This window comes from Pseudostreptobacillus hongkongensis, from assembly GCF_001559795.1.
Classification (GTDB): Bacteria; Fusobacteriota; Fusobacteriia; order Fusobacteriales; family Leptotrichiaceae; genus Pseudostreptobacillus; species Pseudostreptobacillus hongkongensis.
In genome coordinates this window covers 1-5124 of sequence record NZ_LOHY01000149.1, presented here as the reverse complement: position 1 = coordinate 5124, position 5124 = coordinate 1, and the positions used below count along the sequence as shown (strand labels likewise).

Below are 5124 nucleotides of genomic sequence, written 5' to 3'. Positions count from 1 at the left end.
TTTGTTTTTTTAATATACAATTAAAATAATATTAAATTGATTTTTTAATTTTAAAGTTGTATAATATTCTTAAAATAGGGGAATGAAAGGGGAAAATTATGAGAAAAAAAGGAATTGCAATAGGAGTAGATGATTTTAAAAATGTAATAGATGAAAATTGTTATTTCTTTGATAAGAGTAAGTTTATTGAAGATATATTGAAAGACAATTCTGGAATTAAGTTATTTACTCGTCCAAGAAGATTTGGGAAGACACTAACTATGTCAATGGTTAAATATTTTTTTGATGTTAAGAATGGTGAGGAAAATAGAAAACTATTTGATAACCTGTATATATCTAATACTGAATATATGAAGGAACAAGGTCAGTATCCTGTTGTATTTTTAAGTTTTAAGGATGTTAGGGGTAGTAGTTGGGAAGAAATGAAGATAGGTATAGTACAAATCATATCTAATCTTTATTCTGAGTACAAAGGATTGTTTAATGATTTTGATGATTATGAATTAGAGAAATTTGAAAATATCCGTAGAGAGAAGTTACCAGTAGAAAATTTAAAAGATTCATTAAGATATATGATATATTTACTAGAAGAGAAATATAACAAAAAAGTAATACTTTTAATAGATGAGTATGATACACCTTTAATAGATGCACACATTAATAAATATTATGAAGAAGCAAGAAGTTTCTTTTCAACATTTTATGGGGCAGCATTAAAGGGAAATAAAAATTTAAAATTTGGAATGATTACAGGAATAATAAGGGCGGTAAATTCAGGGATATTTTCAGAATTAAATAATCTTTCAGTATATACAATATTAGATAGTGATTATTCAGATAGTTTCGGATTTACAGAAGATGAAGTAATAAAATCTATGGAGTATTATGGATATACACATAAAGTAGATGAAGTAAGAAAAATGTATGATGGATACAAGATAGGAGATAGTTTAGTCTACAATCCTTGGAGTATAACAAACTATTTAAAAAGAGGAGAACTTGTTCCATATTGGGTAAGAACATCAGGAAATAATTTAATAATAAATTCATTAAAAGTATCAGATAAAGAAATGATTGAAGAATTAGAAAAATTATTTAAAGGTGAAAGTGTAGAAAAAAGTATACTATTGCTATCTGATTTAAATATGTTGTTAAATAAAGAAGATGCTTGGGAGTTAATGCTATTTAGTGGATATTTAACAGTATCTAAAAAAATTGATAAAAGAGTATATGAATTAAAAATACCAAATGAAGAAGTAAGAGAATTTTTTAGAGAAAGTTTTATAAAAAAAGTATATGGAGATGGAGTAGATATAAGGCACCTGGTAAATTATTTATTAGATAAGAATATTAAAAAATTTGAAGAAAAGCTACAATCAATATTAATAAAGAATACTAGTTTTTATGATACACAAAATGAAAATTTTTATCACGCATTTGTATTAGGGTTAATGATATATTTAAATAACAGATATATAGTAAAATCAAATAAAGAATCTGGATTTGGAAGATATGATGTTGTATTAGAAGCGGTAAATAAAACTGATGTATCAGTAATATTAGAATTTAAGAGTGTAGATAGTATATCTAAACTAGAAAATGGAGCATTAGAAGGACTAAAACAGATAAAAGAGAAGAAATATGACGAAGATTTAAAATTAAAAAATATAGATAATATCATATACTTATCTATAGCTTTCTATGGTAAAAATATTAAAATTGAATATGAATAATATATATTAAGTGAACTAAAATTATGAAGTTCACTTTTTATTATTACATTTAAATAAAGTGTTTTAAAATATGAAGAGATAGATAATATTTATAAATACAATAAGCTAACCATATATCTTAAATTAATTATTAGTAAAAAAATTTTGAAAACTAATTAAAATCGTGTATAATAGCTATATATATATAAAATAGGAGGACAAATATGAAAAAATTATTAGTACTATTTGCTGTTTCATTAGGAATGATAGGTTTTTCTATGGAAAATTATAATGTTAAAGTATTGGGTAATGCTACATATAACTATAATGGATCATATAATTTAGGAGCAGAAGCTAATGTGCTTACTAAAGACAACTATTTTTCACAAGATATGTATTTTAAAGGTGGAGTAGGGTTAAATGGAGGATTTAACTTAAAAAATGGTTTAAGAAGTGGATATTTAGGTCCTATTGTTTCTGGAATTGTAGGTAAAGATGTATATAGAGATGTACAAGTTTATGGTGGAGTTCAAGCAGGGTTACCAATTGAAGGAGAAATAAAAGACAAAAAATTAATTTTAAGTGTAAATCCTACAATAACAGTATTTGCTGGAGCTAAATATGCAATATTAACAGCTGAAGTAGGTTTAGGTTACCCAGGAATAGTAACAGGTAAAGTAGGTGTATCATTCTAAAAGAGTCGAAAGACTCTTTTTTTCTATAGAAAATCAAAAATTAAAAAAATGTTGAAAAAATTTAAAAAATAAGTATAATATAGTTGAGGGGTGGTAGTTATGCAAGATATATTAGATGTAGCTAAATATATATGTAGTAAAGTAAAAGAAATAGATGAAATGAAATTACAAAAGTTACTCTATTTTATACAAAGAGAAAATATTTCAATTTTTGGATTACCTATGTTTTATGGGAAATTTAAAGCCTGGAAATATGGACCTATTTCCATTAAAGTTAGAAAGGCTTATAGGAATAAAGAATTAAAAAATAGCGATAAAGAAATATCTGTAATGGATAGATATATAGTAGATAATATTTTGAATCAATATTTGGATAAAAGATCATGGGAATTAAGTTTATTAACTCATAACCAAAAATCATGGAAAGATGCAAGAAAAGGATTGAATGAATATGATAAGGGTTATAAATATATAGATATATATAAAGATGTTGAAAACTATAGACCTTATGATTCTTTTTGGGATATGTATTTTGATGAATTTGAGGACTATTATGGTGGGTAAAATATATACAGCACTTTTTCCATATTTTAATTCCGAAACTAAGAAACATTCATATAAGCAAAGACCTGTTTTGGTTATAAGTGAAGCGATAAATAATGATTATTTAATATTGCCTGTTTCAACTATAACTAATAAAGAAAATATACATCCTGAATTTGATATAAAAATAGATCCAAAAATTTATCCGAAATTAAATTTAAATAAATCATCATATATTAGGACGCATAGACAAACATCAATTTATAAGGCTATGCTTGTATTTGAAATATCAGATCTAAGAAAGGAATATCCTAGTATATATGAAAAGGTAATATATAATTTAAATAAATTTAATCAAAGAGTTATACATGATTTGGATGAAATAAATAAATTAATAGTTAAAAAACCTAATGGCGAATAATCTAAAACTCTACTTCATAAAGTTATTGGTGATAGATTATATGTTGCGTATAAATAAGGGGGTTCAGATTTATAATTTAGTTATATTAACTAGTAATGTGGTTAATTTGAGTAAATCGACCATAAATTATTTTAAAAACACTGTTCCTGAAATAAATAATATTATTAAAAATGGATTTAAATCAAGGTCTACAGAAAATAATAATATCTTAGCTAAAGGAATTAAGGAATTAGATAAAGGTAAAAATATTTCAAATTCTAATTTACAAAATAAAAAAGTTTATTCTAAAGGGAATAAAGTTTCTTCTGTTGGTAAAAATCTTCCTAAATATAATAATGTTGTTGAAGTAATAGAAGATGCAAATAAAGGTAATAAGGTTATAAGTTTATCACAAGTTGAATATGAAAGTAAAGAACAGTTAGAAAGATTTTTAAAAAAGCATTTTGGAGATATGGAATTTAAAAATGGGGTATACGTATTTAATAAATCCGATGAATATTCAGGAATATCTTTCAGATGGACTTATAGTAATGTAGATAGTAAAGGTAATGAAATTCCAACTATTCAATATTCAAAAGATTTAAAAAATAAATATAAAGTAAGAAAAATAAAATTTATAAAAAAGGTGAAAAATAGTGAAATTATTAAATGAAGTATCATTTTTAGAAAAACTTGAATTTAAGTTAATAGATGCTATTTTTAATAGAAATGATTTAAAAAAAATATATTATGCTTATGGCATTGATGAAGATGATGGTGAAATATTTCTTTCAAGAGTTATTGTTGAAAAAAGTAAATTACTAAATGGTGTCAAACACGGTGTAGGTAGGTTAAGAATACATGATAGCGACTCTCCAAGTTGGAATAATGAGGTTAGAGCTATATATATAAATGGTAAAATAGATGGGGTATATAATGAATATGAAGAATTTAGTGAAAATTTTATGAGAGGATTATATGTTAATGGCGAAAAAAAATTCACTTTAGATTTTGATAAATATTTTGATCATTTTTCCTTTAAAATTTATAAAAATAATGAAATTAGTGTATCAATATTTTGCAATCCATCTAAATTAAGAATTGGCATATTTATAGGAAATAAAAAAATAAAAATACCTTTCTATGAAATTGAAAAAGAAAGTTTTGGTTATTATGATGGAGAAGGACATGAAGTAAAAATAGATCAAACTAAAATAGATATTTTGGGATATGGTTCAAAAGAAGAATATGGAATGTATAAAGGACTTAAATCAGGAGCTAGTACTACAATAAAAGAAAATGGAAATATAGTAGATAAGAGTTTGTATGTTAATGGTAAAAGATTTGGAATGAGAAAAATAGAAAACATTAAAGAAAATATAATGAATTTAAGCTATTATGAAGATGGAATTAAAAGATATTATGAGTTTGAAATAACAAAAGACTATACATTAGCTAATCCTGTAAAAAATGGAGATTGGGTAAAATTTTATGAAACAGGAGAAATAGAAGTAAGGGTTAGAAAAGAAGGGAACTTATCAAATTCTTCAACAGTATACTATATAAATGGTGATAAAGAAGAAAGAATGTATTCGGATGGGGAAAATTATACATCTAAATATGTTAAATTTAAATAAAAAGGCTTCTTTATATGAAAGTTAGGTGCTTTAATTAATGGAAATAAAAAATATAAATGAGTTTAAAGGTAAAAATGTGGTAGTAGGATATCTATGGGACGATGATGATATATCATGTAGAGGCTGTTGCAATTCAC

At 24.2% G+C, this 5124-nt stretch carries 6 protein-coding genes; all 6 read left to right on the top strand.

What is annotated here, in order from left to right; translation table 11 throughout:
• The first annotated feature begins 98 nt into the window (after positions 1 to 98).
• On the top strand, positions 99 to 1733 hold the full coding sequence (locus AYC59_RS07180) for an AAA family ATPase (protein ID WP_066896921.1): 1635 nt from the start codon (positions 99 to 101) through the stop codon (positions 1731 to 1733).
• 203 nt (positions 1734 to 1936) lie between these two features.
• Positions 1937 to 2407, top strand: a complete 471-nt coding sequence (locus tag AYC59_RS07175; protein ID WP_066896919.1) for a hypothetical protein — start codon at positions 1937 to 1939, stop codon at positions 2405 to 2407.
• A gap of 99 nt (positions 2408 to 2506) precedes the next feature.
• Positions 2507 to 2971, top strand: coding sequence for a Panacea domain-containing protein (locus tag AYC59_RS07170; protein WP_066896917.1), 465 nt, complete (start codon positions 2507 to 2509; stop codon positions 2969 to 2971).
• Positions 2961 to 3371, top strand: a complete 411-nt coding sequence (locus tag AYC59_RS07165; protein ID WP_066896915.1) for a type II toxin-antitoxin system PemK/MazF family toxin — start codon at positions 2961 to 2963, stop codon at positions 3369 to 3371. Before AYC59_RS07170 ends, AYC59_RS07165 begins: the two co-directional genes overlap by 11 nt.
• Positions 3372 to 3411: 40 nt before the next feature.
• Positions 3412 to 4023 (top strand): hypothetical protein, encoded by a 612-nt coding sequence (locus AYC59_RS07160; RefSeq protein ID WP_066896914.1) that lies wholly within the window; start codon positions 3412 to 3414, stop codon positions 4021 to 4023.
• The gene (locus tag AYC59_RS07155; RefSeq protein WP_066896913.1) at positions 4007 to 4987 is read left to right on the top strand and encodes a hypothetical protein; all 981 of its coding nucleotides are present in this window, start codon (positions 4007 to 4009) and stop codon (positions 4985 to 4987) included. The genes AYC59_RS07160 and AYC59_RS07155 overlap by 17 nt, the downstream gene beginning before the upstream one ends.
• Positions 4988 to 5124 lie beyond the last annotated feature (137 nt).